A 24,330-nucleotide genomic window follows, 5' to 3' on the forward strand; every position below is an offset into this window, starting at 1 on the left:
GTTTTCATAACAATTATATGTTTTTAATGCCGCTCATGTCTACTTGATTCTATAGATTCTCTCCTTACAAACGAATAACAGAAACTTAACATAAAGTTAACAGTACCTTAAAATGCCATGGAAGGATAATCCCTTGCCAAAGACTAACATTTTATAGCAATAGCAAAAAATGTCCCTATGCAAAAAATATACGAACGTAAAGGAGTACAGCGTGAGCTTATTAAAACGCATTGCAGCAAGTTGCAATCTTCCCAAGAAATTTAACATTAAATTACCAGCTAGGTTACGCTGTCAGCTAAAGCTGCCTGAGGGGCTAAAAGAACTCCAGGAAAAAACCTTTTCACCTTTGTTGTGCCGCTTAAGCCTAAGAGCAAAACTTCTGATTGTTGTCGCTATTTTTTCGCTGTTATCTATTATTATAGGTATAGTCGGATTACATGGGATAAAAACCGCCAACGATGCTCTTAAGAATATGTACACAAGCCGGATCATCGCTCTCCAGGAACTGAAACTCATGTCTGATGCACTCACGGTAAATGTTGTAGATACCTGCCACAAAGTCAGCGACAGCCACATGGCCTGGGCACTAGGCAGAAACAGGCTTAATGAAGGGTCCAAGATTATCAAAGACCAGTGGAACACCTACAAAACTCATGTATCAACAACAGAAGAAGAACAGATGGTAGCTCAGATTGACGGTTTTATGGGTATTGCTGATGGAGCATTGGCCAAAGCAGCCGATATCATGGTAAAAGAGGATAAAAAAGCCTTGAGTGCTTTTATGATCGAAGAATTGTACTCAAGTATTGAGCCAGTCTCTGGTAAACTATCTGAACTCATCCAGCTTCAACTCGAGTTAGCAAAAAGAGAATATCAAAGCGCTGATACTCGGTACAATTGGCTGATCATGCTGTTTTCGGGCATGATTGTTACAGGGCTAAGCATCGCCATTGCCCTTGCACTCTTGATCCTGCGCCAAACGCTTGGAGAAATTCGCAATATGGTTACATGTGTCGAACAGGTTGCCTCCGGTAACCTGGCGTTATCAGCAATTACAGTCACTACCAAAGACGAAATTGGCCGCTTGTCCACAGCGATAAACTCCATGGTCATGAACCTGCGCTCACTGGTAAAAACAGTCTCCTTGTCAGCCGATCAGGTAGTCGCAGCCTCCGAGGAAACGGCAGCTTCGGTTGAGCAGGTATCCACTACAACTACCGAGGTTGCGGGTAACAGCTCTGTGCTGGCAGCGGACGCTGCCGTCGGCACAGCCTCGGTTGTTGAAGTATCTAAGTCGCTGCTCGAACTCTCCTCACTTGTTGATATTGCCAAACGTGAAGCCACGTCAGCAGCCGCCAACTCCAAAGCAACCCTAAGCACTGCCCTGGAAGGCCGTGACACAGTGGCCAATACAGTCGCCTGCATGAGCAATATTAGAGACAAAACGCTTGAGACCGAAGAATTAATGACCACACTCAATCAATATATTGCCAAAATCGGAGCTATCACCGATACCATAACCGGTATTGCCTCACAAACCAACTTACTCTCTTTGAATGCCGCCATCGAAGCCGCCCGAGCTGGTGAGGCTGGACGAGGCTTTGCCGTGGTAGCACAAGAAGTCAAGAAACTGGCCGAGCAGTCGACCCAGGGAGCGTCTGAAGTATCGGCACTCATCCAAAGGGTAAGAGAAAGTACCACAGCCGCAGCTCACGCTATGCAAGGCAGCCGATCTGAAGTGGAATACGGCGTAGCCAGCGCCAGCCAAGCTCAAAGTACCCTTGAGAATATTTTTTCAGCTGTGAATAATACAGTAACTGACATTGAGGCAGTATTGGCAATCACTGATGAAGAGGTCACACATTCTGATCTGATTATTGACCTAATCGACTCGTTGGCTACTGTTATTGAAAACACGGCTCACCAAGCTGAAGAAGTCTCAACAGCCACCAACCAAACAGCAACCGTCATGGACTCCCTTGCGGCTAACTCGACCGGCACCAACAAAATGGCTGCCAATTTAAAAGCTGCCATTGCATTTTTTAGAACCGAACACTATGCAAATAAATTGGAGGCGTGAAAATGAAAAACCAAAAATTTCTTGTTGAAAATAGCCAGGTTGTCGTAAATCTTGTTGGCAGCCTACAAGGAGAACTTGCCGCCCAAGTCCGCGAAACTATGCTAACATATATTTCTGACGGCTACTGCGACTTTAAAGTTGATTTTTCTAATGTAAACAACATCAATTCAACCGGGCTAGGTATGCTTGTCAATATTCAAAAACGAGCACTGCAACAAGGCGGCGATATCATTATTCACGGTCTGCACGGTACCGTTAAAGCAGCCTTTGACCGTACCCGGCTGAGTAAAGCCTTTACCATCCTTGATTGTCAAAATGCAGTAGCGTAATAAAGTAAACATCATCTGCAGGATTTACCAAAAATTTTTCGAATATGATTAAGAGTACATTTGTTAATTGAAGGAGTTTTTATGGTGAATGCTTGTACTTCCAAGGTATTAATCTGCGACGATTCAATGCTTGTTCGCAAAAAACTTCGTGATTTGCTAGAAGAAATGCACTGCCAAGTGTATGAAGCCAAAAACGGTGCCGAATGTGTAGAAATATTTAAAAACCATAAACCTGGCACAATTTTTATGGATATTGTTATGCCTGAATTAGACGGTTTGGAAGCACTCAAGCAGATTAAAGAGCTTGATAAGGGCGCTAGAGTTATCATGCTGTCCTCTACTGGCACCTCTTCTAAAGTACTGGAGGCGCTCAAGCACGGCGCAGCTGATTTTATTCAAAAACCCTATAACAGAGACCAGATTGCCAAGGCTGTCGGCTATTCTGAATCGTAAAGGAGACAACCATGTTTACTCAATATTTTGGCCAATATCTTTTCAATAAAGGCATTATCTCAGCCGATCAGCTTTGTGATTTACTGGCTTATGAACAATCTGCCCGGGTAAAACTTGGTGTATTGGCGCTCAACTCATCGCTAATGACAGCGACTCAAATTGAAGAAGTTCACGAACTGCAGCGAACCATGGATCGACGGTTTGGCGAAATTGCTTTAAGTAAAGGCTACCTCACCCAACCGCAGCTTGACAACCTGCTTAATCAGCAAAGCAGCCGCCATTTAGGCTTAAATCAAGCTATTATTGATAAAAACTACCTCTCACTAAGCCAGTTGGAAGCCGCCCTCGAAAGCTTTAAACAAGATACGCAACTGTCACAGGAACAACTACAGGCATTACAAAGCGCCGATATTGACCAAATTGTTCCCTTATTCCTCGACTTTCCCCAAGATGACTTAGGTCGTTTGCATTATGAATATGTGACTCTGCTATTGAAAAATATCGTCCGTTTCCTTAACGACCAGCCGCTGCTGTCTCGCCCGCTGCCGCTGACCAAGCAAACGGAAGGCTGGATAATATCCCAGCAAGCTGTTGGTGATCGGACTCTTTCTACCGCCTTAGTGCTAAAAGATTCTGCACTAATCGACCTTGCCACCCGTTTTAGCCAGGAAGAAATAACCCAGGTTGACGAGTTGGCGAAAGACAGTGTGGCCGAGTTTTTGAATCTACATAACGGTATTTTCTTAATCAATATGTCAGATATAGGCTTTGAACTTGACCTTAAACCTCAGACTGCTCAGACCTATTCCGATAGTGTGAGTGGTTACCGGATTCCTATTACCCTCACCTTCGGCCCTATTGAACTCGTACTCTCCATCACCTAAGCTAACAAAATCAGAGCATATAAAGAAAACACGGCTTGTGCCGAGCCTTTGGCGAAAGCAGAAGCCGATGTTGCCCTTATCCAGGAGAAAGTTATACTTTCTATCAGGAGAAAAATCCGCTAAGACTAACCTTAGCGGATTTCTCATGTTTACGAGCGGAAGTTTATGTACTGCAATTCTACACCAAAATCTTTTTCTCTCAGCTTATGAATCACTGCCTGCAAATCATCCTTTTTAGCGCCAGTTACCCGCAGTTGGTCATCCATAATTTGCGCCTGAACTTTGAGCTTCTGCTCTTTAATATAGGCAATTACCTCTTTGCCCTTTTCCTTGCTGATGCCTTTTTGGATAGTAACAGTTTGTTTCACCGTACCGCTGAAAGCAGACTCGATCTTACCGATATCCAGACATTTTAAAGGCACGTTACGCTTAACCATTTTGCTTCTGAGAATGTCAATCATGGCCCCAAGCTTATAGTCGTCTTCAGCCGATAATTTTAAGGTTTCCTTATCAAGAACCATTTCAGCTTTGCTGCCTTTAAAATCATAGCGCTGCGCAATCTCCTTGGTAGCCTGATTTACAGCATTATCCATTTCCTGCATATCTACCTCTGACACAATATCGAAGGAACAATCTTTCGCCATAACCAGTAACCCCTTTCACACAAAAAAACATTTATCAGAAATATAATACCATATTTCGCTATTTTGTCCAAGAAACCTGCTGATTTACCTTAATTCATCCCTTTATTACAGACCTTAGGCGTAGACGTAAAGGAGCAAGGCTATGATTAACCCTGCCCCTTTATAGTTGGGAATATGAAATTAGGCTTTGGGGAAACTGAGATTTTTCAAAAACCTATTCTGAAAGCCGGGCTGAGCTGCCAATTCTAAATAGCCGACTTTACTGGCAATAGTCACGCATCTCTGCATTTTATCTGCAGATAATAGGGCCTGAACTGCGCCGGTACCAGCCGCATTTCCGACAGAGCAGACACATTCTTTCTTAAATCCCGGCAGCATTCCAATCCGTAAAGCACTATCAATATCAACGTAATTACCAAAAGCGCCTGCTAAGCATACTTTAAATACAGTTTCAGGCGGCAGCTTTTCCATTAGGAAGTGAATGCCTGTACAGATAGATGACTTTACCAGTTGGATCTGACGGACGTCAGCTTGAGTAATGGAGATGTCAGTTCCGCTAGCCGTTTGTTTCCCTTCGACAAGAACAAACTCCCATTGGCCATCGTTATTTTTCAAACGTTGACAAAGCGATACCGGCAGTTTTGCGGCTGCTGACTTATTAAACCGTCCACTCGGGTCTAATATACCGGCTTTCACCAGCTCTGCAACTGCCTTTACAATACCTGACCCGCATATACCAGTTGGCTTAGCACTGCCAATCGTTTGCACCAAGACCGCCTGTTCTGTAATAACAACATCGGCAATAGCGCCATCAGCAGCACGCATGCCATCCCGTATATGCGCACCTTCAAATGCGGGCCCAGCAGCTGTTGAACATGCATATAGCTTGTTGCCATCCCCAATAACCATTTCACCATTTGTTCCCAAATCAACCATCAGCATTGGGGTTTCCGAAATGTCTTGATCTACAGCCAGAATGGCGGCCGTCGTATCTGAGCCAACGAAACTTGCAATATTAGGCAATACCATGATTTTTCCTTGAGGGTTTATCTCCAGTTCAATATCCTGGGGATTAAGCGGCGACATGTACTTAAATAAAGCTGCATAAGGCTTACGTACCAAAGTTGATGGCGAAATCTCTAAGACCAAATGAGCCATAGTGGCATTACCGGCAATGGTTACAGCATATACTTGGTTTGGATCAATGCCAGCTGCAGTACATAATTCAGCAATGATTTGGTTCAAACAATACCTAATAAGCTGAGACAGCCTTTCCAGTCCGCCCTCCAGCTCATGTGTCGCTTGAATCCGCGAGATAACGTCCGCCCCCAGCGATGCTTGCGGGTTATTCCTCGAACGTACTTCAACTACCTTTCCCACATTAAGATCTACCAACATTCCTACAACTGTAGTTGTACCTATATCAAACGCCACACCGTACAGCACACTTGACGTATCATGTGCCTCAATTGCCATGGCTTTATTATCAAGCAAAGTAACGGTTATAAGCTCAGGTTTGGTTTCCACAACTGCCGCTAACCGTCGCAGCATGGCTGAATCATCAATAAGCACAGGACTACTGGAACCACCGCCCACTGCTCCCGGTGCAGCTAACGCTTGTCCAATCATGTCCTGTAGCGAATAGTGATTATCTACTGTTGGGTACACCGGAGCAAGAACCACCTTTTTTATCAGTGGTGCCCCGCCATCACTTACTATGTCTAACGCTTGGCCCTTCTGACTTGCTTCTGCTGTTTTTAGCCGGATTGTGATATCGCTTTGAGGATAAATCTGGCACGCCAAATAAGTATTATCTTGATTGGGCTTGATTGGCAGTCCCTCTTTATTTGTAACCTGACCTGCAATCACTTGTACTTTACACTTACCGCACGTACCCCTGCCGCCACAGTTAGCTTCTACAAACAGGCCACCGTTGATGAGTGAACGCAAGATAGTGTCTTCCGGTGAACACGCCAGACATCTGCCGTCATCACCTTCGATTAGTAAATGGTAGGTTGGGGATGGCTTAATCATGTTTGTACCCTCTTTCCTATTGAGTTCAGAAAGCCAAAAAGAAGAACTACTATATATATTTGAAGGTAGTTCTTCTTTGGCGGAATGTATGTAGCGCGCCTACCCAATTTGGATATGCGCTGAAACAGCATATTACTCTATTAATTAGTACAGTCTTGGCACATACTATCCCGGCGTAAATTAGCGAGTGAGCCGTCTACCACTTTCTCTATGGCCTCTTCACTATGCCCAAAGATCAGTACATTGATATCCAGTTTGATACTGCTATATTTATTGTCTAATCCAGTAGTCCAGTGTGACGACATCTTAAAATCTACCTGATCAAGTCTTGTAATCGAAACAAATAAAAATTCTTCATCCGATAATTTGACAAGCACCTTGATATGCCCAACGATAATGCCATTATGGGATAGAGGTCTGCCAATGTCTTGTATGAGCTGCCTTGCAAGTCTCTCAAGGATTGGCTTGGTAACTGCTTTTTCGAAATCAATATGATGCGTCTTACTAAAAACTACGGCATCAGTGAGTTTGTCCAAAACGAATTACCTCCTCAAGTACCTCGTGAGACAGTTTCCCGGCTGCACTCGCAACCATGATTGGGGCGCTGCTGACTATTTCTTTAATGTCCTTGATAATCTCAGCTTGGTCACAGCCAGCAATATCTGCTTTGTTAATAATGACAAGGTCAGTTTTCTCTACCTGCCCGGTAACAAGCGGGCCGAGAATTTCTTTTAGCTCCGGCCAACGCCCCATATCAACAAGGGTTATCGTTTTAAAGCCAGAATAAAAATTGCAGTATTCATTGATCAACTTGGCAATATTGCCTGGAATGGCTAAACCAGTCATCTCAATGACAAGCCAGTCCGGCTTTATCGTATCATGAATCTCCCGAACTGCGGTTATTAGATCACTTGTAATCTGGCAGCATACGCACCCGCCAAATAACGGCCTCACCTGCAAGCCGCTATCAGATAAAAGCTTATCATCAATACCGGCTTCGCCGATTTCGTTTTCAATAAGTGCAACTGTTTCCTGCTTCTGTTCAGTAATATATTTAGCAACTTGCAATATTGTGGTTGTTTTACCAGAGCCTAGGAAGCCACCAAAAAGCAAAATACGCATATTTTCCTCCGCTTCTTTTAATTCTCCTATGCAGGACAATCCGGATTGCTAAAGAGCAACCCGGATTGAGTTCACCGTTGGATTGGTCCAGCGTATTATTTGACTTTAAGGAAGCCTTTTGCGATACGCGGAGCTTCTACAGGGACTTCCTGCTCAGATAGACAGCATATTTCTTTTGCAATGCTTAATATTCTATCAATAATTGGAGCTATTTCATCCTGATCATAGTTTGTTTCACAGTACTTTTTACAATCACTTTGAATATCCAACTGTGCATGTGCGTCCTGGCTATCCGGCAAGGTATCAAACTCATTCTCGCTTGCGCCGACTTTTGTTTCTTTATCCTTACAATTCATATGAGCTGACACCCTCCTTCAACTTAAATCAATAAATAATAGCGCACATCCAAGGTTTAGACGCAAGGAATAACGATGGCTTAGTTAACGCCTGAAGCCTTCTTCGACATTTCAACTGCATCGTAGGCATTCTTACAATAGCCATCTGCGCTGCACCATGTAGCAACACTCGGGTCAACCGGGCCGCCACCAACCAGAACTGTGGTTTTAATACCAGTAGCTTTTACGGCAGCTACAGTTTCTTTCATAACATCAAAAGCAGTGGTCAGCAGACAGAACATGCCAACTACGTCAGGGTTATGAGTTTTTACTGCCTCAACAAATGTTTCGATAGGAGCGTCTACGCCGATATCCACTACTTTGAAGCCGTTGCAGCTCAAAATTGTGGAAACAATATTTTTACCGATATCGTGAATGTCGTCTTTTACAGTGCCAAGGATGACTGTACCGATGGTTTTGCTGTCGCCGGAATCGGCAAGAGCTGATCCAAGAAGACCGGCTGCATTAGAAAATACCTCTGCAGACATAATCAATTCTGACAGGTAGTAGTCGCCAGCTTCATACAGCTTGCCTACGCCTTCCATACCAGCCTGGAGTTGTGCAAGAACCTCAACTGCGGGCACGCCAGCTGCAATTTGTTCTTTTACACCAGCAATTACTAAATCTTCCTCTAACTCAGTTACCGCTTTTACGACATCAATCTTTGACATACAATCTCCCCCTAATTATATTATTTGTGAAGTAGGCCTGAATACGCAAGTAAATTATTCGTAAAGTCCTTTTCTATGAGCCTTCAGATATTTAGTGCAGTATCTATCGTTACCCAGCAGGGCCTGTCCTGCGTATACCACACCCATCATTGCTTTGTCGGTTGGGTTTAGGATATAACCGTCCATGCCCACAGTCATGGTTTGTACTACAAACAGCCGGTTGAGTACAGCCCGATTCGGAAAACCGTAGGAGATATTGCTCAAACCGCAGGTTAAGTGTACGGCAGGATATTTTGTCTTAATGGCGTAAATGGCGTCTAATACAGACTTGCCATACTTGTCATTGGTGCTTAACGGCTTGATCAACGGATCAATGTAGATGTCATCTTGATTGATGCCTTCTTTCTCCATATCATCAATCAGCTTGCTGGCAATGCGCAAGCGGTCTTCTGCCGTTTCCGGCATACCGGCATCTTCAATACAAAGAGCAACAATCTTAGCATTAAACTCTTTAACCAGTGGAATAACTGCTTGGTAACGTGCTGTTTCAGCCGTTGTCGAGTTTATCATGCGCTTACCATTGGTAGTCTTAGCCAGAGTAAGTCCGGCTCTTAAGGCATTCACGTCAGGACTGTCAATGCACAGAGGCAGATCTGTAACCTCTTGGATGGTATTAACCAGCCATTCCATACATTCAATCTCCTGACCGACCATAGTACCACAGTTTACATCTAAATAATGGGCACCGGCAGCTTCTTGCTGTTTAGCAACCTCTTGAATATATGCTGCGTTTCTTGTGTCAACAGCTTCACGAATGGCCTTGCGGCTGGTATTAATAAGTTCCCCGATGATTAGCATTTAATCTTTACTCCTCCTATCGACTCACACGTGTTGTATATACATCTATATATAGAATAACTCTAGCTCTACATCTTGTCAATACTATTTATCTCACATTTCAAAAAAATCGCACTTTCTCATCGTTATATATAGAGTAAGCCTATCAGGCCTAGCTCTTTAATTTTTCTAGCAGTGACTGTTAAAACGCAAAAACCAGACAATTACGCCTAGTTTCTCTCAAATTCTTTACTGCTACTTATGTAGGATTTATTTCACTTTAGTTTAGTTTGTAGTGTATATCATCCAAAAATCACTTCGCTTTCGTAAAAACCTATGCTTTTCCAGCCAGTGTCTCTACTTCGCAGGCAATAGATGCTATTCCCTGCATAACTGATACAATTTCTTCATTTGCTTCCGCTTGGCGTTGACTAAGCTCAAAGGTGCTGGTAATTGTATCAACAACTTCGGTAGTGTCAATATTGATTGCCTGTAGAAGCTTTTTAATTTCATTGACCGAATTGGCGCTGTTGACCGCCATTTTCCTAATTTCATCAGCAACTACAGCAAAGCCCCGGCCATGTTCACCAGCTCGTGCTGCTTCAATGGCTGCGTTGAGCCCCAAAAGGTTGGAGTTAGCGGCTACATCACTGACAAACTTCAAGATTTCATCAGTCTTTTCAATTTTAGCCCGCACACTTTCCCCGCCAGCCTTAGCCGTGCCCAATCTACTAACTAAGCCAACAGCGTTTGCACCCATTTCCTCCGTAGTGGCAGTAATCTGCTCCGTAGAAGCTGCCATGGTTTCAGCAGCAGTAAGTAATTTATCTTGTAATTCGAGGGAGGAAACAACACTCAAAATTCCAAGAACATCTCCAGTTGCATCAATTACCGGAATAGTGGTAGCTCTCAATTTAACTCCGTACAATTCTTTGGGAATTATATCCGTTGACAAACATTTAGTTTCCAAACACTGCAAAATCGGATTTTCCTCGGGAATCCTTTCTCCCACCTTCGGTGCTGGCAATGTGACTTTAATATCTGCCTCAATTATAGCTATTACGACCCTATTTTTATCTATTAACATTATTCCTGAGCCTACAGGACAGGCTGCTTTAATAATATCAAAACACATTGTCAAGGCTTCCATTTTGTTCATATGCGATTTCTCCTGCTGCTTGCACTATAAAATAACTATTAACTGCCACTCAGAAAGCATCTCCGCTGCCTGGCAAAAGTGCTAAAAAACCAACACTCCTATAGCAGCAAAGATGCTTTCCAAAAAACAATTAGAATAAAACAACCTAATCGCCCATCAATAAATAGATTACCATCTGGTCGAGTAGAATCTATTGAAAGCTTCTACTTCATATCTATTTTCCGGTAGCGGCAGAAATCATAGCCTTAACGTTTTCTACTCTTGCATTAGGTGGAATTGAGCAACCTGAAGATAAGATAAAACCGGACCCCATGTCTTTAATTAATTGCGTGCAGTAGTTGTATACCTCATCCGGTGTACCTAGAGCAAGCTTAGCTGCAGGAACATCTCCTTTAATACACATGCGATCGCCAAGAACTTCTTTTATTTTATATATATTGGTAGCGTTGTCAGTTTCAAATACACACTTACCTTTTGGAAATGAACGGAAGTAATCAAGGTCGCGTTCCCAGTTTGAATCGATGTGAAGGTTAGCTATGGCACCCTCTTCAATAATTACATCAGCCATTCCTTTTAGGTATTTCCAAACAAAGCGCTCCCACAGCTTGGGAGAGAAAAATTCACCAGCACCTCGTGCGGGAGACATAAATACGACTGTCGACTTAGTAGCGCGGATTTGTTGACGCAACATATCAAGAGTATCTTTTTGAATGACATCGAGAACGGCTTCCACCTTATCCGGCATTTTGTATAAATCTCTCATTAGCTTTGGCAGAGAGCGTCCGCCGCCGAGAAGTTCATTAACCGTTGCAGTTACTATCGGGCTATATAGCACATACCCCTCATCTTCAATATTTTTAACCATTTGGGGCGTATCAGCCAATTCCCCCATAATCGGACCTAGGTTGTAATTCAGCCGATTAATCAAATAATCCTGATAAAACGGGCCCCATCCCTTATTAAGAATGGTGTCGTAATCGTCAGTAGTCATTACTTCTCTTTCGTCCAACTGCCACAGGGCATCATCCGGGAGCTCTTTACCAGGCATCTTAACGTGGGACATAAAAATCAACGGAAATAACGGCCCACCTGCAAATGCACTATTTGAACCATCAACATCCCCAAAAGTTTTTAAGGATTTAAGCATTACTTGATTCTGAGTTTTAAGACTTGAGCAAAATTCTGACATTTTAACACCCATATGATATGCACAGAAAGAATCCATCATAAGTACTACCGGTGTTCTGTCTGGTTTCTCCAAAGCGATAGCTTTATTAATCCTGGTCTTGCGTTCTAAAAGCAACTCTTGTGCAGTTTTCACGATAACACTCCTTATTGAATGAATTATTTTAGATTAGAAAATCCAGGTTAACTGGCTAATCAAGAATTTCTGACTCTTATCCGGTAAACCTAAGCCGCCTACTTTTACAGCTTCCAAATCACCATAGATAACTGAAAGCATTGCCTGTGGCGCAACTGTTACTTCAAATCCATATTCAAAACCTTGAACATCGTTGATACTGCTACTTTGCGCAGGATATGTCCAGTTATTGGGAGCGGTTAATGCGCCAGTATATTGTAATATATCAAAACCATTGTCAGCCTTCCGATACCCTACCCAAGCACCTAACGTTCCTACTGCAAATGGATTTGCCCCCTTATATTTTGCCCTGATATACATTCCCTTAGGCGAATCGCCACCATTAAAGAGCTTAGCATTGGTTGCAGTATTTACGCCATACTCACCTTGCAGGTTGAAATTAGGTATCCCGGTGTATTCCAATCCCACTGCTTTTGAATCATAAAAATCGAGACCTGTGTCAGAACCTTTATTATTGGAAGTGTAAGCAAATAGCATCTTGGTATTCTTGTTTAATTTAAATTGCGTATCAGCTAGTAACCATGTATAATCTGTTTTCTTACCAGAATAAATAGTTGTTTTCATATCTTTGCCAAAACTCACTTTTCCACCATCTACATAGGGCGCATTAAACAATAGTCCTTTGCCGACTGTAGGAATAAATCTGCCTGCAGACCACTCAAAATTGCCATTCTTACTTACATAATACGCTTCCTCAAACTGAACTGAGCTATCAGTTCTCGTATCTCCTGATATTGAGTCATTTCCGATTGTAGCGTGAAAGTAATTGTTGCTGTCAAACTTTTTGTCTACAAATACGTATAATGCAGTGCGGAGTTCCGATTTATCCGATGGTTGACCAGTGTAATATGGGTCCCCTCCAAGAGCAGCGTCAGGTACAAGTGGGCGCGGATTCTCGGTCCATTCATGCCTGATTCGCGCTACGCCTGAAAATTTCAAGCTATTAGTATCCTTGTCCTCCAGAGTTTTGACACGTACACCAATACTTGTCAATTCCTTCGAAAACTCAGCCGACAACTTTTCCAGTACAGCCTTGGTTTCGGCATTCGCTTTTTCTTCCTTAGTAAGAGCATTGGCTACAATAAGAGCCATTTCATACCTTGTCATAGTTTTGTCGCCACGGAAAGTGCCATCGCCAACTCCATCAATTACACCAGCATCAGCCAGCTTCTTCACGGCATCATATGCCCAGTGTTTAGCCGGAAGGTCACTAAAGGTACTACCTGCAGCAAATGCCAGATTGGAAATGCAAAAGACCATCAGTATAACGAGGGTAATTAACGGTTTTTTCATTATTTTCCCCACCCATTCTTGTATTTTTAAGGAACCAACATCGTCTCTTTATAAGGCGCTAAATCCCTTCTATTTACCAGTAGCCGCGGAAATCATGGCTTTAACATTCTCAGGTTTTGCATTAAGAGGAGTACAGCAGCCCACGGCCAAAATGAAGCCATCCGGCCCTAAATCGTTAATTAATTTTCTGCTGTACTGGTATACTTCATCTGGTGTTCCCAATGTAAGCATGGCTGCAGGCACATCACCCATGATACACATATGACCACTCAATGCTTTTTTGGCCTTATATAAATCAGTATTACTATCGGAAGATAAGATACACTTACCTTTGGGGAACTCGCGTAAATGTTCAATAGCTCGGGTCCAATTATTGTCCCAATGGAGTAATGCATAAGCCCCTGAGTCAACTACTGCTTCTACCTGCCTTTTAAGAAACGGCAGAGCAAAACGTTCCCACATTTTAGCCGACATATATTCTGGCGCACACCGAGTTGCTCCTGTAAAGACAGCAAATGGTTTAATCTGATCGATTTGCATTTTTATCATAGCAATCAGTTCTGTGGTAATAACATCTAGTACTGCTTCTACCTTATCTGGTATTCGATACAAATCTTTTGTTAAGTTAGCCATCCCCCTGGCACTTGAAAGAACATCAAAGGGAACCCCAAAGATTTGTGGGCTAAATGGCACAATACCCGCATTAACATAGTTCGTAACTATTTTCTGCCAGTCAGACGATACGTACTTTTGCAAATCAGGTACAGCAAGCGGCAGATACTTTTCAAATACTTGCTGTTGATAATAGGCAAACCCTTTATCTAAAATGACATCATAATCTTCCACAGACATCGGGGAGATTTCATCAATTTGCCATTGAGCATCAGGGGGTAATTCCCTCCCTGGCAGTTTTACCTTGGCGAAAGTTGCCGCCCCTAAAGCATGAACGCAAGGTACTAAATACTGAATACCATCGATCTCGCCAAGTTGGGCTAGTGATTTCAAATTGGTTTGACTACTTCCCTCCAGATCTTCAAGATAGTCGGCTAAAGATACTTCCATGTGCCGGGCAAAAAAAGAATCGGCAGCTAGAACGACCGGCACTCGGTCTGGTGTTCCGCCTGAGATTGCAGTAATAAGCCTGTTGAAATGTGTACTAAATAATTGCTGACGACTTTCCATAGCATCCTCCTTTACATCACTTCTAGACTATTTAGTCCTCTGCATAAGATAGCATTTACATGTCTACATAATTAGCGAAATCTTCATGCATTCTTATACTATAATGGTAGTCCCATAATGTAATTGCCGTCAAATTCCTATAATTCCGAAAACTATTCCCAAAAATCGTGCTAATTCTTTAAGATTTCTACCTTTTTAGCGGATTTTATACTATTATTAGATTAGTGATTTCTTAGCATGCCGGAGGATGATTTCCTATGGATATCCGTAGTTTACGTTCTTTTTTAATGGTTGCACAATGTCTAAGCTTTACCGAGGCTGCCAAACGTATATATATAGGTCAGTCGGCTCTAAGTAAACAAATTGCTGAACTAGAAGAGGAATTAGGGGTTGAATTATTTTTTCGCCACCACCGTTCACTTGAATTGACAGCATCAGGCAAAACGCTACTTAGAGAAGGCGCTATTCTCATCGATAAGGTTGCCGAAGTTGTCGAAAAAACTAAGCTAGCTCAGCGCGGAATACGTGGCAACCTAAAAATCGGCTGTTTTGGACTTGAAGATGCCTTTCTACCCCACGCCCTAAGAAAATTCAGGTCTCTTTATCCACAAATAAGTCTGGATATTCGCCTACTCACCCTCAAAATGATAGAGAATGGTTTAGAATCTGAAGATTTGGATCTTGGCTTTACTGTACTGCTAGGAACTGAGTCAAAAACCAGCCGTTTCATGAACCTTTTAATTCATAGGAGTCCTTTATGCTTTTTGTTGCCAAATGATCATAAATACGCCCACGAGACTTCTATTGATATCTCTTGTTTAGCTAATGATTCTTTCATTATGCTATATGAAGCAGAATGCCAACAGGGCTTTGACTGGATCATGGACGCTTGTAAAAAGCGAGGATTTACACCAGATATCGCTAGTAAAACAACGCGCATGGAAAGCGTATATTGGCAAGTAGAAGCGGGTATTGGTGTTTCATTTACGGTCAAAGATCATTCAATCAATCATCACATACACTCGAGCATTTCCATAGTTGATATGCAGGGAGACGATGCTGTTGCTAATGTAATGGCCGTCTGGAAGAAGGAACATCATAACCCTGCTATTCCACTTTTCCTCAAGGTACTTGAAACTATTAAGGCATGAACACAACTACCTCATGCTAGATTGGATCATCACAAACTGTGGTAATAAGTAGCGTGTTTTCTCTATATAAATCTTGCTTAACACACAAACTGGCACTAATAGAATTGTTAAGAAATTGACAGCAATGTAAGGATAAAACAAGGGGATGTGCTGAAACATAGTTTCAACACATCCCCTTGTTATTTTATTTATCCGGTTGTATTCACTATCTTTTTTTCAGCCACCTTTGCCTGAATAGCAATCAGCTCTTCCTGGGCAGATTCCCACACCAAGGAGGGTTAATATGATCAACTGCACTAAACTAAGTAATATGATCGTCTCTTGAACACTACCCGCGCCTACAATTTACTTTCACAGCTTCTTAATTCCAATCAATTCTTGGCCCCATTTTGCAAATTCATCAAGAACTGGCAGAAGTCTGTTTCCAATCTCTGTTAATGAATATTCAACACGTGGTGGTATTTCGTTGTACTGTACTCTATTAACAATTCCACTTTCCTCAAGCTCTTTAAGTGAACTTGTCAGCATCATATTGGTTATTCCTAAAATACTCTTTTTTAATTCGTTGTATCTAAGCGTCCCGTTTTGACAAAGCACCCAAAGTATCGGTAACTTCCACTTACCTTCTATAACCTTTAATGCAAAGCCAACAGGACATAAATCATCTTTTATTGAAAAAGTTTTAATTTCTTTCACGCTTCAACCTCCTATACTCACAAAAAACTTACTTAGTAATAATAATCTGCATACTTGTTATAATATTATCAACACATATAATTATACTATAACTAACAAAATTATTGGAGGTCATACTATGAATGAAGTTTTTAATTTTCTTCAAGACTGTGGAATATTCTTCGTTTCCACAGTTGATGGCAACCAGCCAAGAGTTCGTCCATTCAGCTTCGCAATGGAGCATGAAGGCAAGCTCTGCTTTGCCACAAGCAACCAAAAACCGTTTTATGCACAACTAATGGCAAATCCGAATATTGAAATTTGTGCGTCAAAAAATGGAAGGTGGTTGCGCCTAAGCGGCAAAGCTGTATTCTGCACTACAAAAGAAGCTAAAGCCCAGGCACTAGATGCACTGCCAATGCTAAAACAGATGTACTCTGTGGAAGATGAGATTTTTGAAATTTTCTATCTTGAGAATGCCATTGCGAATTTTTGTTCAATGACTGGTGAAAGCAAGACTGTTAACCTTTAATTTTAAAACAATTTCTATTGTCAAATAAACTCTCATAAAAAAAGAATCAACAGCCCGCTCTTGGGTTGTTGATTCTTTAACTATTTCCATCACTTTCCGCCGATAGATATGATATGATTAAAACCATTATATGTATATATTATCCATAAACTTCCCCTACAGTAAAATAAATCGCAATTTCCCGCTTAGCACTTACAACACTATCTGAACCATGCACAATATTATTATCCATAGTCGTAGCATAGTCACCGCGTATCGTGCCTGGCTGAGCCTCGGCTGGATTCGTAGCCCCCATCATTTTCCGCACTATGCTGACCGCATGCGGTCCGGTAACCACAATTGCCATAACCGGTCCTGAAGTAATAAATTCAAGCAAAGCCGGATAAAAAGGTTTATCCTGATGTTCCTCATAATGCTTAGCAGCGACATCCCGAGTCAGCCGCACTAGCTTGAGCGCAGAAATGTCAAGTCCGCGCCGTTCAAAACGGCTAATGATCTCACCACATAACTTCCTCTTAACTGCGTCCGGTTTCAACAATACAAGCGTACTTTCTATGGTATTCATATATTTATATTACCTCCAGATCTAAAAGTATTAATCGCGTCAATCCTACGATTTTCTCATTGTAGGTACTTCATATTCAGATAGTGAGCATATTTCTCTTGCGATTGCAGCCATCTGCCTAATAATCTGAGCTATTTCGCGATGCTCCTTTCCAGAATCGCACATTATCTTGCAAGCCTTTTGGAAGCTTTCCGCAAGCAGTTGCAAATCATTGTCAGTATCCTGTTGGACACGCGAAGCATCACTTTGCATTTTCATTCACCTCTATTGATATGCTAAAACGAGGAAAGCCATCAGATATATATGCCGACAGCTTTCCTTGTTTTTAATAATTATATTCTTCGTGGACTAGAATAATCCAACAATCTTACCGCTATTATCGATATCCATTTTAACCGCGGAGGGTTCCTTAGGCAGTCCGGGCATGGTCATAATTTCGCCGGTAATGGCTACTAAAAAGCCGGCACCAGCAGCAACCCTTACCTCGCGGACGGTAACTTTAAATCCGGTTGGACGCCCCATCTTAGTCATGTCATCACTTAGAGAGTATTGGGTCTTGGCCATGCAAATCGGGGTTTTATCAAAACCCATGGTGGTAAGTTCTTGGATAGTTTTTTCTGCGGCACTTGTGTAGTTAACGCCGTCAGCACCGTAGATTTTAGTGGCAATAGCTGCAATTTTATCTTTTATCGGAGCTTTTTCATCATAAGCGAAGGTAAAGTTATTAGGCTTCTCACAAGCAGCCAGCACTTTTTCCGCCAGCACCTGCCCACCAAGGCTGCCTTTAGCCCATACCTCAGATAATGCTACTTCAGCGCCCATTGCATTACATTTTTCTTCTACAAAGTTCAACTCGTTGGCAGTATCTGTTGGGAAAGCGTTGATAGCTACTACAGCTGGCAGGCCAAATTGCTGAATGTTTTCAATATGCTTAGTAAGATTTGCAAGACCTTTCTCCAACGCTGCCATGTTCTCACCGGCTAATTCGTTCTTGGGAACGCCACCATGCATCTTGAGTGCACGAACTGTAGCTACGATAACGACTGCACTGGGTTGGAAGCCGGCAAAACGGCACTTGATATCAATGAATTTTTCTGCACCCAAGTCTGCGCCAAACCCTGCCTCTGTGACACAGTAATCAGCTAGTTTGAGGGCATACTTAGTCGCCGATACACTATTGCAGCCATGAGCAATATTAGCAAACGGACCGCCATGAACGAAGGCAGGCGTATTTTCCAGTGTTTGCACAAGATTGGGTTTAATAGCATCTTTAAATAGAAGCGTTAAAGCACCGGTAACTTTTAGATCATTAGGAGTAACAGGTTTCCCGTCATGCGTATAAGCAATAATAATCCGGCCAATGCGCTCTTTCATATCGTCAAGGTCTTTAGCCAAACAAAGAATGGCCATCATTTCAGAGGCAACAGTTATATCAAACCCGCTTTCCCGCGGCACGCCATTGGCTTTGCCGCCAAGTCCACAAACGATAAACCGCAGTGCGCGTTCATTAAGGTCAAGTACGCGACGCCAGGTAATGCGGCGGGGGTCTATACCGAGTGCATTGCCATGATGAAGGTGATTATCGAGAATGGCCGCTAATAAATTATGCGCAGTAGTAATTGCATGAAAATCGCCGGTAAAGTGAAGATTGATATCTTCCATCGGTACTACCTGAGAATAACCGCCACCTGCGGCACCGCCCTTGACACCAAAACAGGGTCCCAATGATGGTTCACGGAGAGCAATTACTACTTTCTTGCCTTTTCTTCGGAGTGAATCACCCAAGCCTACAGTAGTGGTTGTTTTGCCCTCACCAGCGGGAGTAGGATTAATAGCCGAGACCAGAATTAGCTTGCCGTTAGGTCTGTCTTTAATCCGCTCCCAGGTTTTTAGAGAAACTTTAGCTTTGTAATTTCCGTAGAGTTCTAATTCTTCGGCAGGAATTTCTAATTCTTTAGCCACTTCTACAATAGCATTCATTTTGGCTTCTTGTGCAATTTCAACGTCACTTTTCACAAATAAGTCCCCCTAATATGCGTAATTAAATTTCGGTTAATTCTTAGGCATCTGCCGCTTGAGCCACCTCTGTATTTGAGCCGTGAACTCCGCATATCGGGCATATCCAAGTTTGCACTCTTAACAGCACTTCCTTGTCTTCAAAACAATACTTAACCGTACTATATTTTGATGTCTTCTCCTCATGCTCACACCACAAAGACAGATTCATATTGGGGCCTCCTTTATACTTTATTAAAATACTTGCAACGCTCAATTTATTTAATCAAGCACTGCTGTTGTTTCTATCTTATCGTATTAGCCGTTAAATACGCATAAAATTCATAACTTTTAGTATTACAAAAACATTAAAAAAAAGAAAAACACGCCCATCACAGGTGGTGTTTTTCGGACTCATTATTGGCAATCATATATCCTACGCCAGGGTATGTTACAATAAAACCGCCATCGAGGTCTGCATTCTTGATCTTGTGGCGTATTCGGGCTATAGCTACCCGTAAATATTCTACTTCATCGCGATACTCGCTGCCCCACACATCGCTAAGGAGTTGTTCATGAGTCAACACCTTGCCTGCATTAGCCATTAATAATGAAAATAAGTTATACTCTGTTTCCGTAAGCCTCAGTTCCCTATTTCCTATCCAGGCTCGCCGTTGAGCCAAATTAATAGTAACCTCGCCGTTCTTTATTTCGCTTGTCATATAGTTACTGACAACCCTATTGTCAGAGCGCCGCAGAACAGCCTTAACTCTAGCAAAAAGTTCATCGAGCGAGAATGGTTTTGTAAGATAATCATCAGCGCCCATGTTAAGCCCCTGTACTTTATCATTTGCATTACCGCGCGCAGTCAGGATAATCACCGGCACATTGGAAAAGGTTCGCAGCCGTTTTAAGAGTGCAAGGCCATCCAACCCAGGCATCATGAGATCTAATAAAATGAGCTCCGGGGCTAGTATGTCAAATTTGTCCAATGCGTCTGAGCCATTTTGAAATATGTGTGGTTCATAGCCTAATGACTTGAGGTTAGCTGATATGAACCGCAAGATTTTTGGCTCATCATCAATGATGAATATTCTACTTTTTTTCATATTTACCACCATTACCTCTGTATTTAGGTATTGAAACGGTAAAGATACTACCGGTTCCTTCACAGCTTTCGACGCTAATGCTGCCGCTATGAGCATCAATAATCCCCTTGCAGATAGCTAAACCTAAGCCAGTACCGCCGCTGGGCCGTTCACGACCGGTGTCAACACAATAAAAACGATCAAACACTTTACCCAAGTGCGTTTCGTTGATACCAATTCCATTGTCTGCTACACTGATATGGATATATTTGTCATCACTGGTGGCCGAAATTTTAATATGGGGGCTACGCTCATTATAACGGATGGCATTAGTAAGGAGATTCGATAGAACCTGGCCCAAGCGAACCCTGTCGCCATAGATAAACGGCAAGCTTTCGGCTACTGTTGATTCAATCTTCGCGCCACTGGCGAAGTGTTTGGGCAACTTCCTGATTGCATTGTCAACAACAGTGCTTGGCCGTACCGGTTCCCGGTCCAAACTAATAGCTTTGGCGTCAATTCTGGAGATATCCAGCCAATCGTTAACAAGTTCCTGAATACGATCAATATCCTCATGGATTCCTGTTAACATTTCCCGTTTAAACTCCTCATCCCACTCAGCATCGACACGCAGTATTGTTTCAACACTGCCTTTTATACTTGTTATCGGTGTTTTAAATTCATGGGAAACCATGGAAATTAAATCACTCTTAAGCTTATCAACTTCGTACTCCTTGGTAATGTCCCGCCAAACAAGACCTTTGCCAATGGTATGGTGCTCATCACCGGTAACAGGAAAAGCTGAAAGCATGATGTGCTGTTGAGTATCGCCATAGTTAATTTTAAACCTGTAGATACCATATTCCTGCCTCGCCTGTTTAATAATTTGCCGGTCAGAATCAGATAGCCGGCCTGATATAACATCAAATATATGTTCTTCTGACAAACCACGCATTTTATCACGGGGAGTATCAAGCAGCTTGGCCATACGGCCATTCGCGTACACTACCTCCCGTTTTTTATCAATCAAAGTGATTGCATCATACATGCTCTCAAGGACGGCTTTTAGAACAGCATGATTTTGCTGAAGTGTTTGTGACAACATTTCCTGTTGAATAATAATCCCGGCAGAATGGGACAGCGTTTGCAAGAACTGACGGTCAGCTTCGCTTAGCGGGGAATTAGACACGACCAAGTGTCCGAAAGTAGTATTACCTGCACGAATGGCCTGAACATAGTATCTGTATGCATTCTTATGCTTGGCTCTATCACGATCATCGCTGCCACTCACAGCCTCCTCATAAGCTGCCTCCTCATAAGATCCCAGCAAAGAAAACACCGGTTTAGTTAGATACAATTTCACAGCAACACCTGATACCTCAAAAAACTGCCTAAGACACTCTCTAATAATATTCGCACCCCCGGGGTAAGGGGTAGTTGGGGTGATTAACTGATTCAAGATAGCAAGCTCTTGGTTCGTTCGTGATAAGCTCTCGGTTCGTTCTTCCACCCGTTGTTCCAACTCAGCATTTAGCTTGAGCAGCGCTTGTTGACTATCCTTGATTTTCTTTGCCATGATAAAAAAATGCTCGGCCATAAAATGAAACTCTCGAGGAGCAAATCGCGGAAAACTGACTGTTTTTACCTCATTACCTTTACTAATTACTTCCTGAATATATTCCAAAAGTATTTTTATTGTGATATTTATACGTTTTGCCGGAAAATAGCCTAATAAAAGGGTAAATACCAACGTAATAACAACACTCAAAGTGACAGACTGCAGAGAGAATTCAGGTGACTGCAGTATTAGCAACGTACTAAGAAAAACTACTGGGATTATAGGTATAACTGCGAAAGCAATCCATAGATGCGCTTTTATCGATAAGTTTTTCATGATAATAATGTCTCACTTATCAACGTGGTGTTTAACAGAACAACAAACATTGTAACGAACTCCGGCATCGCTTTCCCTCCTTGAAAAATAACATATCTAGTTCATTCTCGCCAAATTTACGATATCCTGTAACTTTCCCAAAATAATAAAATCACAAATAACATGTGAATAATATTGTCATGTAAATGCAAACTCCTGCAAGCTGGTTTAACCCTGCAGGAGTTTGGTTATTTCATAGCCGTTTTTATCAGCACTAGGTCCATTTAGTTTTTGCCAAACAGACGCTCCATGGCGATGGCTTCACCTGAATCTATTATGATAAAATCATTGTCCCAGGGACCAGTCAGAAATTTTTTAAGATAATCTAAGGTTCCAGGAATGACTTCACATTTTAAATTCAAAAAATCGGCATGCACCTGTGCTTTTTGCATCAGTTCATCAAGGGGGAATTCTCCTGTATCTATTAACCCTACTCTTTTATAATGTTTAAAAGTAGTCCGCAATATCTTATCAGCCTTTTCCTTACCATACCGCTTGATTGTTCGCTCATATTCTTCAAATACAGTTCGCTCCATTTGTTCCCAGCTTGCCAGCCAACCACTGGAAAAAAAGTATGTGGGCATTGTTCTTTGAACTTCTGTCCGTTTTTGCTGCGAACCAAGCAGCATAGTTATACAGTCATCTGCGCGAGGAACAACCAGTCTAAACCCTTCTGGCTTAAGTCCTAAAATGGCGTTGCCGCAATATCCCATTACCAACAGAACCTGTTCAACATTGCTTGTCCGATTCAGAGCCTCCTGGAGAACAAACCTTAGCTTATCTGGTTCATTATGTAGAGCCGATTCAAGATACATCACTGGAAAATGACACTCAGTCTGTTTAATAACCTTATCAACCTCTGCTTGGATGGTACGACAAGTAATGATTAATGATTTCATAGCCCTTTCGCCCTCCACTATATAGCGATTATTCAGCACTTATCTCTCAAAGACTTAGATATATCCTCTAGCCATAAAAAGCTAGAAATCAAAAATGCAACAAAAAAAAGCAAGGAAGCGTATTTCTCATTGTTCGGAGTGACATGTGGTGTCTCCTGACAATAGGTATTGTATATACATCTAGATATATTATCATTCATCAATGTATATGTGTCAATATTTTTATACTATTCCTTCAATTTAATTATTTCATCTTCTCGCCTTGTGCTTAGAAGATGCCTATTTTTTTTATATCCAAGTTATTTCTCATTGTGCATTTTTTTCTATTGACATTCTTCTAAGCATTTATATAGAATATGACTATGTATATAGATGTATATACATGTTGATATTGCGGTTGTTATTATTTTGGTATTCATCGTCGCAAATCAGTTCATAAAGATCTTCAGTCATCCTGAACGAACTAGCTGATAAAGACCGATAAACTATAGCTGAAAGAGGGATAATCTATGGCTAAAAAGATTCGACTGAATATTTTTACTCCTGATAGAATGGTATATTCCGAAAACGTCAATATGGTGATCGCCAGAGCAACCAATGGTGACCTTGGTATCTGTCCTGGTCATGCTCCGTCAATTACCAGTCTCGAAATTTGGTCACTTAGGATTATCAAGGACGAAGGTGAACAGCAGCTATTATTATGTGGTGGCTTTATGGAAGTACGTCCAAAAAAGATCACTGTATTAGCCAGCTGTGCGGAAACACCTGAGGAAATTGATATCAGGCGCGCCAACGCTGCCAAAGAACGAACGGCCTTGAGGTTAAAAGGTGATATTGATGCTCGCAGAGCTGAATTTACACGAAAACGCGCCGCCCTACGTCTCAAAGTTTCTCAATCTAATAAACCGTAAAATATCCGGTGACTACACGTCTCCGGATATTTTACACTAATTACAAACCCGGCCGGGGCCCGCGTCTAGTTTTAGATTTATGGGTCAAAATGAAACGTTGGATTCTCACTGATGAAT

At 42.1% G+C, this 24,330-nt stretch carries 26 protein-coding genes; 7 read left to right on the plus strand and 19 right to left on the minus strand.

From position 1 onward, the window contains the following. Positions 1–211: 211 nt before the first annotated feature. The 4 genes from B9A22_RS04755 to B9A22_RS04770 all read left to right on the plus strand — a co-directional run bounded on the left by B9A22_RS04755 (position 212) and on the right by B9A22_RS04770 (position 3,746). Entirely contained in the window at positions 212–2,080 is a 1,869-nt protein-coding gene (locus B9A22_RS04755; protein ID WP_176215398.1) for a methyl-accepting chemotaxis protein, read from the plus strand. Positions 2,081–2,082: 2 nt separating this feature from the next. Beyond that, positions 2,083–2,409 (plus strand): STAS domain-containing protein, encoded by a 327-nt coding sequence (locus B9A22_RS04760; RefSeq protein WP_084574556.1) that lies wholly within the window; start codon positions 2,083–2,085, stop codon positions 2,407–2,409. 81 nt (positions 2,410–2,490) lie between these two features. Further along, the gene (locus tag B9A22_RS04765) at positions 2,491–2,862 is read left to right on the plus strand and encodes a response regulator (RefSeq protein ID WP_084574557.1); all 372 of its coding nucleotides are present in this window, start codon (positions 2,491–2,493) and stop codon (positions 2,860–2,862) included. An 11-nt stretch (positions 2,863–2,873) separates the two neighbouring features. Beyond that, positions 2,874–3,746 carry a hypothetical protein gene (locus B9A22_RS04770; protein WP_084574558.1) on the plus strand — a complete coding sequence of 291 codons (873 nt, stop codon included), beginning with the start codon at positions 2,874–2,876 and terminating at the stop codon, positions 3,744–3,746. 149 nt (positions 3,747–3,895) lie between these two features. Here the strand turns inward: B9A22_RS04770 and B9A22_RS04775 are convergent, their stop codons facing one another. The 11 genes from B9A22_RS04775 to B9A22_RS04825 form a co-directional block, all read right to left on the minus strand. After that, on the minus strand, positions 3,896–4,390 hold the full coding sequence (locus tag B9A22_RS04775; protein WP_084574559.1) for a YajQ family cyclic di-GMP-binding protein: 495 nt from the start codon (positions 4,388–4,390) through the stop codon (positions 3,896–3,898). Between the two features lie 180 nt (positions 4,391–4,570). Next, complete coding sequence (locus tag B9A22_RS04780) at positions 4,571–6,424, minus strand: ASKHA domain-containing protein (RefSeq protein WP_084574560.1); 1,854 nt, start codon at positions 6,422–6,424, stop codon at positions 4,571–4,573. 140 nt (positions 6,425–6,564) lie between these two features. Continuing rightward, on the minus strand, positions 6,565–6,960 hold the full coding sequence (locus B9A22_RS04785; RefSeq protein ID WP_084574561.1) for a hypothetical protein: 396 nt from the start codon (positions 6,958–6,960) through the stop codon (positions 6,565–6,567). Then, a complete protein-coding gene (locus tag B9A22_RS04790) occupies positions 6,944–7,546 on the minus strand; it encodes a GTP-binding protein (protein WP_084574562.1) in 603 nt (200 codons plus the stop codon). Before B9A22_RS04790 ends, B9A22_RS04785 begins: the two co-directional genes overlap by 17 nt. A 95-nt stretch (positions 7,547–7,641) precedes the next feature. Then, the gene (locus B9A22_RS04795) at positions 7,642–7,902 is read right to left on the minus strand and encodes a hypothetical protein (RefSeq protein ID WP_084574563.1); all 261 of its coding nucleotides are present in this window, start codon (positions 7,900–7,902) and stop codon (positions 7,642–7,644) included. Between the two features lie 80 nt (positions 7,903–7,982). Then, the gene (locus tag B9A22_RS04800) at positions 7,983–8,612 is read right to left on the minus strand and encodes a cobalamin B12-binding domain-containing protein (RefSeq protein ID WP_084574564.1); all 630 of its coding nucleotides are present in this window, start codon (positions 8,610–8,612) and stop codon (positions 7,983–7,985) included. 54 nt (positions 8,613–8,666) lie between these two features. Beyond that, complete coding sequence (locus B9A22_RS04805; protein ID WP_084574565.1) at positions 8,667–9,470, minus strand: methyltetrahydrofolate cobalamin methyltransferase; 804 nt, start codon at positions 9,468–9,470, stop codon at positions 8,667–8,669. Between the two features lie 313 nt (positions 9,471–9,783). Beyond that, on the minus strand, positions 9,784–10,608 hold the full coding sequence (locus tag B9A22_RS04810) for a methyl-accepting chemotaxis protein (RefSeq protein ID WP_084574566.1): 825 nt from the start codon (positions 10,606–10,608) through the stop codon (positions 9,784–9,786). A gap of 214 nt (positions 10,609–10,822) precedes the next feature. Continuing rightward, positions 10,823–11,929, minus strand: coding sequence for a uroporphyrinogen decarboxylase family protein (locus tag B9A22_RS04815; RefSeq protein WP_084574567.1), 1,107 nt, complete (start codon positions 11,927–11,929; stop codon positions 10,823–10,825). Between the two features lie 33 nt (positions 11,930–11,962). Beyond that, positions 11,963–13,282, minus strand: a complete 1,320-nt coding sequence (locus tag B9A22_RS04820) for an S-layer homology domain-containing protein (protein ID WP_084574568.1) — start codon at positions 13,280–13,282, stop codon at positions 11,963–11,965. A 69-nt stretch (positions 13,283–13,351) separates the two neighbouring features. Continuing rightward, positions 13,352–14,464, minus strand: a complete 1,113-nt coding sequence (locus tag B9A22_RS04825; protein ID WP_084574569.1) for a uroporphyrinogen decarboxylase family protein — start codon at positions 14,462–14,464, stop codon at positions 13,352–13,354. A 257-nt stretch (positions 14,465–14,721) separates the two neighbouring features. Between B9A22_RS04825 and B9A22_RS04830 the strand changes: the two genes are divergently transcribed. Next, on the plus strand, positions 14,722–15,615 hold the full coding sequence (locus B9A22_RS04830; protein WP_084574570.1) for a LysR family transcriptional regulator: 894 nt from the start codon (positions 14,722–14,724) through the stop codon (positions 15,613–15,615). A 351-nt stretch (positions 15,616–15,966) separates the two neighbouring features. On the opposite strand, the gene B9A22_RS04835 is transcribed toward B9A22_RS04830, so the two are convergent. Next, positions 15,967–16,311 carry a winged helix-turn-helix transcriptional regulator gene (locus tag B9A22_RS04835; protein WP_084574571.1) on the minus strand — a complete coding sequence of 115 codons (345 nt, stop codon included), beginning with the start codon at positions 16,309–16,311 and terminating at the stop codon, positions 15,967–15,969. Between the two features lie 118 nt (positions 16,312–16,429). On the opposite strand from B9A22_RS04835, the gene B9A22_RS04840 reads away from it, so the two are divergent. Further along, the gene (locus tag B9A22_RS04840; protein WP_084574572.1) at positions 16,430–16,822 is read left to right on the plus strand and encodes a pyridoxamine 5'-phosphate oxidase family protein; all 393 of its coding nucleotides are present in this window, start codon (positions 16,430–16,432) and stop codon (positions 16,820–16,822) included. Between the two features lie 139 nt (positions 16,823–16,961). Here B9A22_RS04840 and ndk read toward each other — a convergent pair whose 3' ends face one another. The 7 genes from ndk to B9A22_RS04870 all read right to left on the minus strand — a co-directional run bounded on the left by ndk (position 16,962) and on the right by B9A22_RS04870 (position 23,302). Further along, positions 16,962–17,387, minus strand: coding sequence for a nucleoside-diphosphate kinase (ndk, locus tag B9A22_RS04845; RefSeq protein WP_217805879.1), 426 nt, complete (start codon positions 17,385–17,387; stop codon positions 16,962–16,964). Positions 17,388–17,432: 45 nt separating this feature from the next. Next, a complete protein-coding gene (locus B9A22_RS04850) occupies positions 17,433–17,639 on the minus strand; it encodes a hypothetical protein (RefSeq protein WP_084574573.1) in 207 nt (68 codons plus the stop codon). Between the two features lie 96 nt (positions 17,640–17,735). Beyond that, positions 17,736–19,403 carry a formate--tetrahydrofolate ligase gene (locus tag B9A22_RS04855; protein WP_084574574.1) on the minus strand — a complete coding sequence of 556 codons (1,668 nt, stop codon included), beginning with the start codon at positions 19,401–19,403 and terminating at the stop codon, positions 17,736–17,738. 43 nt (positions 19,404–19,446) lie between these two features. After that, positions 19,447–19,614 carry a hypothetical protein gene (locus B9A22_RS25265; protein WP_176215399.1) on the minus strand — a complete coding sequence of 56 codons (168 nt, stop codon included), beginning with the start codon at positions 19,612–19,614 and terminating at the stop codon, positions 19,447–19,449. A 160-nt stretch (positions 19,615–19,774) separates the two neighbouring features. Beyond that, positions 19,775–20,491, minus strand: a complete 717-nt coding sequence (locus B9A22_RS04860) for a response regulator transcription factor (RefSeq protein ID WP_084574575.1) — start codon at positions 20,489–20,491, stop codon at positions 19,775–19,777. Further along, complete coding sequence (locus B9A22_RS04865; RefSeq protein ID WP_084574576.1) at positions 20,478–22,364, minus strand: sensor histidine kinase; 1,887 nt, start codon at positions 22,362–22,364, stop codon at positions 20,478–20,480. Before B9A22_RS04865 ends, B9A22_RS04860 begins: the two co-directional genes overlap by 14 nt. Before the next feature lie 263 nt (positions 22,365–22,627). Further along, positions 22,628–23,302: a DUF1638 domain-containing protein gene (locus tag B9A22_RS04870; protein WP_084574577.1), complete on the minus strand. Its 675-nt coding sequence runs from the start codon at positions 23,300–23,302 to the stop codon at positions 22,628–22,630. A gap of 509 nt (positions 23,303–23,811) precedes the next feature. Between B9A22_RS04870 and atpC the strand changes: the two genes are divergently transcribed. After that, positions 23,812–24,213, plus strand: a complete 402-nt coding sequence (gene atpC / locus B9A22_RS04875; RefSeq protein ID WP_084574578.1) for an ATP synthase F1 subunit epsilon — start codon at positions 23,812–23,814, stop codon at positions 24,211–24,213. The last annotated feature ends 117 nt before the right edge of the window (positions 24,214–24,330 follow it).

The sequence above is a fragment of the Sporomusa malonica genome, from assembly GCF_900176355.1.
GTDB lineage: Bacteria > Bacillota > Negativicutes > Sporomusales > Sporomusaceae > Sporomusa > Sporomusa malonica.

What these genes read in the sequence shown, in the direction of transcription:
- B9A22_RS04760 (WP_084574556.1), top strand. Translation starts at nt 2,083, where the DNA reads ATGAAAAACCAAAAATTTCTTGTTGAAAATAGCCAGGTTGTCGTAAAT.
- B9A22_RS04765 (WP_084574557.1), top strand. Translation starts at nt 2,491, where the DNA reads ATGGTGAATGCTTGTACTTCCAAGGTATTAATCTGCGACGATTCAATG.
- B9A22_RS04770 (WP_084574558.1), top strand. Translation starts at nt 2,874, where the DNA reads ATGTTTACTCAATATTTTGGCCAATATCTTTTCAATAAAGGCATTATC.
- B9A22_RS04775 (WP_084574559.1), bottom strand. Translation starts at nt 4,390, where the DNA reads ATGGCGAAAGATTGTTCCTTCGATATTGTGTCAGAGGTAGATATGCAG.
- B9A22_RS04780 (WP_084574560.1), bottom strand. Translation starts at nt 6,424, where the DNA reads ATGATTAAGCCATCCCCAACCTACCATTTACTAATCGAAGGTGATGAC.
- B9A22_RS04790 (WP_084574562.1), bottom strand. Translation starts at nt 7,546, where the DNA reads ATGCGTATTTTGCTTTTTGGTGGCTTCCTAGGCTCTGGTAAAACAACC.
- B9A22_RS04795 (WP_084574563.1), bottom strand. Translation starts at nt 7,902, where the DNA reads ATGAATTGTAAGGATAAAGAAACAAAAGTCGGCGCAAGCGAGAATGAG.
- B9A22_RS04800 (WP_084574564.1), bottom strand. Translation starts at nt 8,612, where the DNA reads ATGTCAAAGATTGATGTCGTAAAAGCGGTAACTGAGTTAGAGGAAGAT.
- B9A22_RS04805 (WP_084574565.1), bottom strand. Translation starts at nt 9,470, where the DNA reads ATGCTAATCATCGGGGAACTTATTAATACCAGCCGCAAGGCCATTCGT.
- B9A22_RS04810 (WP_084574566.1), bottom strand. Translation starts at nt 10,608, where the DNA reads ATGAACAAAATGGAAGCCTTGACAATGTGTTTTGATATTATTAAAGCA.
- B9A22_RS04820 (WP_084574568.1), bottom strand. Translation starts at nt 13,282, where the DNA reads ATGAAAAAACCGTTAATTACCCTCGTTATACTGATGGTCTTTTGCATT.
- B9A22_RS04825 (WP_084574569.1), bottom strand. Translation starts at nt 14,464, where the DNA reads ATGGAAAGTCGTCAGCAATTATTTAGTACACATTTCAACAGGCTTATT.
- B9A22_RS04830 (WP_084574570.1), top strand. Translation starts at nt 14,722, where the DNA reads ATGGATATCCGTAGTTTACGTTCTTTTTTAATGGTTGCACAATGTCTA.
- B9A22_RS04840 (WP_084574572.1), top strand. Translation starts at nt 16,430, where the DNA reads ATGAATGAAGTTTTTAATTTTCTTCAAGACTGTGGAATATTCTTCGTT.
- ndk (WP_217805879.1), bottom strand. Translation starts at nt 17,387, where the DNA reads ATGAATACCATAGAAAGTACGCTTGTATTGTTGAAACCGGACGCAGTT.
- B9A22_RS04850 (WP_084574573.1), bottom strand. Translation starts at nt 17,639, where the DNA reads ATGCAAAGTGATGCTTCGCGTGTCCAACAGGATACTGACAATGATTTG.
- B9A22_RS25265 (WP_176215399.1), bottom strand. Translation starts at nt 19,614, where the DNA reads ATGAATCTGTCTTTGTGGTGTGAGCATGAGGAGAAGACATCAAAATAT.
- B9A22_RS04860 (WP_084574575.1), bottom strand. Translation starts at nt 20,491, where the DNA reads ATGAAAAAAAGTAGAATATTCATCATTGATGATGAGCCAAAAATCTTG.
- B9A22_RS04865 (WP_084574576.1), bottom strand. Translation starts at nt 22,364, where the DNA reads ATGAAAAACTTATCGATAAAAGCGCATCTATGGATTGCTTTCGCAGTT.
- B9A22_RS04870 (WP_084574577.1), bottom strand. Translation starts at nt 23,302, where the DNA reads ATGAAATCATTAATCATTACTTGTCGTACCATCCAAGCAGAGGTTGAT.
- atpC (WP_084574578.1), top strand. Translation starts at nt 23,812, where the DNA reads ATGGCTAAAAAGATTCGACTGAATATTTTTACTCCTGATAGAATGGTA.